Here is a 3593-nt window from a genome sequence, read left to right as displayed (position 1 = left end):
CCCGCGGTGGTAAGCAGGCCGCGCTACCGGGGCGGCGCCGCGGAGTCGCGGATGACCAGGCGGGTGCTCAGCCGCACGGGCGTGGTGGTCAGCATGGGGCGGCCGTGGTGATTGTCAACGATCATGCGGACCGCCTCCTGCCCCATGCGGAACAGCGGCTGACGCACCGTCGTCAGCCGCGGCGCCGCCCAGCCGGCCATTTCCGTGTCGTCGAAGCCGACCACGCTGAAGTCCTCCGGGATACGCAGCCCGGCCTCCCTGGCCGCCTCGTAGATGCCCAGGGCGGTGGTGTCCGAGGCGGCGAAGACCGCGGTCGGGCGCTCGCCCTCCGGCAGCCGCAGCAGCCGACGTCCCTGCTGCAGGCCGGTCTCGTAGGTGAAGGGGCCGGAGGAGATCAGGTTTGCGTGTACGGGCAGTGAGTGCATCTGCAGCGCGGACAGGTACCCCTGGTGGCGTTCGCGGGCGGGTACCGAGTCGTCCGGGCCGCCGACCAGGGCAATGCGCTCGTGGCCGAGCCCGATCAGGTACTCGGTGGCGTCCACGCCCCCGTTCCAGTTGGTCGCGCCGATGGAGGCTATGCCGCGCTCCTGCTCGCCGGAGGGATCGATCATCACCACGGGCAGGCCGATGCGCCTGGCACTGGTGTGCTGCTCGCGGGTGAGCGAGGAGGTCAACACGATCAGGCCGAGGTAGTCGGTGGCCTTCAGCAGTGTGAACCACTCCGGTTCGAAGGGCACCGGGTGCGCGCGCTCGGCCGGGGTGGGCGTGTAGGTGGTGTGCAGGGCGACCCCGGCGTCGAGCGCGGCGGTCGCGGCCCCCTTGAGCACTTCAATGGTGTAGGCGGTGGCGAGGTCGTCGGAGACGATCGCGATCGGCGGGTAGGTGCGGGCCGGCGTCGTCTCCGGGCGCACGTAGCCCAGATCCTCGCTGGCGGCCAGGACGCGCTCCCGTGTCGCCGCAGACACATCAGCGCGGTTGTTCAGCGCCTTGGAGGCGGCCGACTTGGAAACGCCGGCCGCCGCAGCGACGTCGTCCAGGGTCACTCGCTGCCGAGATTCCACGTCTTCTCCCCTCAGGACCCGCCGGGCCCGTGTGCTTCCAGGAGGTTAACAGGACTATTCGAGGTTCTGATGCAGTGCGGCGAGCCAGGCCACCTGCTCGCGCCACTGGTACGACTCGCCGCCCTCGTGCCCGTTGAAGGGGTAGACGCGGATCTCCGGGCGCGCCGGTGCCGGGACGGCCGCCTGCCCCCATCGGTTGCGGGCGGCGAAGACGGTCGACGGCGGGCAGGTGGTGTCCATCAGCCCGGTGGAGAACAAGGCCGGGCAGGTCGCCCGCGCGCCCAGCAGTGCACCGTCGAAGTAGGCGAGCGTGCGGCGCACCTGTTCCACCTCGTCGCGGTGCACGGCCAGGTAGCCGGCGATATCGGCATAGGGCGGGTCGTCCGTCAGCCCGACCGCGCGGGTGAGCGCACACATGAACGGCACGTCCGGCATGGCGGCAATGACGCGGTGGTTCAGGCCCGCCGCGGCCAGCGTGAGTCCGCCGCCCTGCGAGACGCCGGTGACGGCAATGCGGGAGGCATCCACTTCCGGCAGGACCGCGGCGGCTTCGACGGCGTGGTGGGCGTCCACGAACAGCCGCCGATACAGGTACTCCTCGGGGGACTGCAATCCGTGCGTGGCGAAGCCGGCCGCGGCCGGGCCCGTGCCGTGCGGATCCGGCGTATCACCCCCGGAGCCCCAGTGCGAGCCCTGGCCGCGGGTGTCCATCACCAGGTGGGCGTAGCCGGCGGCCGCCCACGCCAGGTTGTCCTGCGGCAGGCCGCGGCCCCCGCCCATGCCGAGGAACTCGACGACGGCGGGCAGCGGTCCGGACTGGTCGGCCGGGGCGATCAGCCAGGCGCGGATGGGGTCTCCGGCGTAACCGCCGAAGGTGACGTCCTGTACCCGGTGGGTGCGCAGCGGTGTCGTCACGGGGGCGGTGCTGACGCTGGCCGGATCGAAGGGGTTTTGTGCGAGCGTGTGCGCCCAGAAGGCGTCGAAATCGTTCGGCTCGGGCAGTTCGGGGGAGTAGTCCTCCAGCTCCGACGGCGGCAGGTCGAAGTAGGCCATGGCGGCTCCTTGCGGTGGGTGTGGTTGGCGGTGGCGCGTCGGTCGGAGGCCGGCGGTGACCGCAGTTGACAGGATAATGTGCGCAGCTATACTAAATATGCCAGATGGATTCGCGAAATATTTCGATCAGCCTGATCGGACGCAGCCGTACCCGGAGGTTTCAATGATGAAGCTCAGTGCTCACCGCCCCCACCCCACACGTTCCCGCCGTCGCGTCGCCGGAGTGATGGCCGGCGTGCTGACCGCCTCGCTGGCGCTGGCCGCATGCGGCGGGGGATCCGGCGCGGGCGGTGACGACAACACCCTCACGTTGTGGCACAACGCCACTACCGGCCCCGGCTCGGAGTACTGGGAGACGGTAGCAGCCGACTTCGAGGCCTCCCACGAGGGCGTAACCGTCGAGGTGCAGGCCATCCAGAATGAGGACCTGGACGGCAAGCTCCAGACTGCACAGAACGCGGGTGAGGGGCCCGACGTCTTCCTCGCGCGCGGTGGCGGCAAGTTGCGCGACATGGTCGATGCCGGACTCATCCTCGACATCTCGGACATGATCGATGAGACCGTGGCCGCGGACGTCCCCGAGGGCGCTTTCTCCGCGTACATGGTGGATGACGGCATCTACGCCATGCCCACCTCGCTGCAGCCCGGCGGCATCTACTACTCCCAGGACCTGTTCGACGCCGCCGGCATCACCGAGACGCCCACCACCATGGAGGAGCTGTCCGACGCCGTCGCCAAGCTCAAGGACTCCGGCACCTCCCCGATCGCCCTGGGGGCCAAGGACGCCTGGCCGGCCGCCCACTGGTACTACTTCTTCGCCCTGCGCGAGTGCAGCCAGGACGTACTCGAGTCCTCGCTGTCCGAGCTGGACTTCTCCGACCAGTGCTGGGTCGACGCCGGGCAGGACCTGGCCGACTTCGCCGCCACCGAGCCCTTCAACAGCGGCTTCCTGACCACCTCCGCCCAGCAGGGCGCCGGCTCCTCGGCCGGCATGCTGGCCAACCACCAGGCCGCCATGGAACTCATGGGGACCTGGAACGTCGGCGTCATCGCCTCGCTGACCCCCGACGAGGAGCCGCTGCCCGACCTGCGCTGGTTCCCCTTCCCGGCCGTTGAGGGCGGCGAGGGCGACCCCACCGCCATCATGGGCGGCGTCGACGGCTACGCCTGTTCCTCCACCGCCCCGGCCGAGCTGTGTGCCGAGTTCCTCAACTTCTTCATGAGCGAGGAGAAGCAGGAGGCCTACGCCGACGCCTTCGAGACCATCCCCGTCAACGAGAAGGCGCAGGACGTCGTCACCTCCGAGGCGCTGCTGCCGCAGGTGGAGGCCAACAACGACGCCGCCTACTCCCAGGTGTGGCTGGACACCTCCCTGGGACAGAACATCGGCAACGCGCTCAACGTCGCCGTGGTCGACATGCTCGCCGGCAAGGGCGACCCCCAGGGCGTCGTCGACGCCATGACCGCGGCCGCCGCCAA

At 70.0% G+C, this 3593-nt stretch carries 3 protein-coding genes; 1 reads left to right on the top strand and 2 read right to left on the bottom strand.

Annotation, left to right across the window (positions count from 1 at the left end):
- Window positions 1–23: 23 nt before the first annotated feature.
- On the bottom strand, window positions 24–1061 hold the full coding sequence (locus DRB06_RS04275; protein ID WP_108966143.1) for a LacI family DNA-binding transcriptional regulator: 1038 nt from the start codon (window positions 1059–1061) through the stop codon (window positions 24–26).
- Window positions 1062–1115: 54 nt separating this feature from the next.
- Window positions 1116–2114 (bottom strand): acetylxylan esterase, encoded by a 999-nt coding sequence (locus DRB06_RS04270; RefSeq protein ID WP_111819205.1) that lies wholly within the window; start codon window positions 2112–2114, stop codon window positions 1116–1118.
- A gap of 163 nt (window positions 2115–2277) precedes the next feature.
- Between DRB06_RS04270 and DRB06_RS04265 the strand changes: the two genes are divergently transcribed.
- Window positions 2278–3593 (top strand): extracellular solute-binding protein (locus DRB06_RS04265; RefSeq protein WP_220092967.1); only part of this gene is annotated, 1316 nt, incomplete at its 3' end.

This window comes from Actinomyces sp. Z5 (genome assembly GCF_003287795.1).
Lineage (GTDB): Bacteria > Actinomycetota > Actinomycetes > Actinomycetales > Actinomycetaceae > Actinomyces > Actinomyces glycerinitolerans.
This window is presented reverse-complemented; position numbering and strand designations above follow the sequence as displayed.

What these genes read in the sequence shown, in the direction of transcription:
- DRB06_RS04270 (WP_111819205.1), bottom strand. Translation starts at nt 2,114, where the DNA reads ATGGCCTACTTCGACCTGCCGCCGTCGGAGCTGGAGGACTACTCCCCC.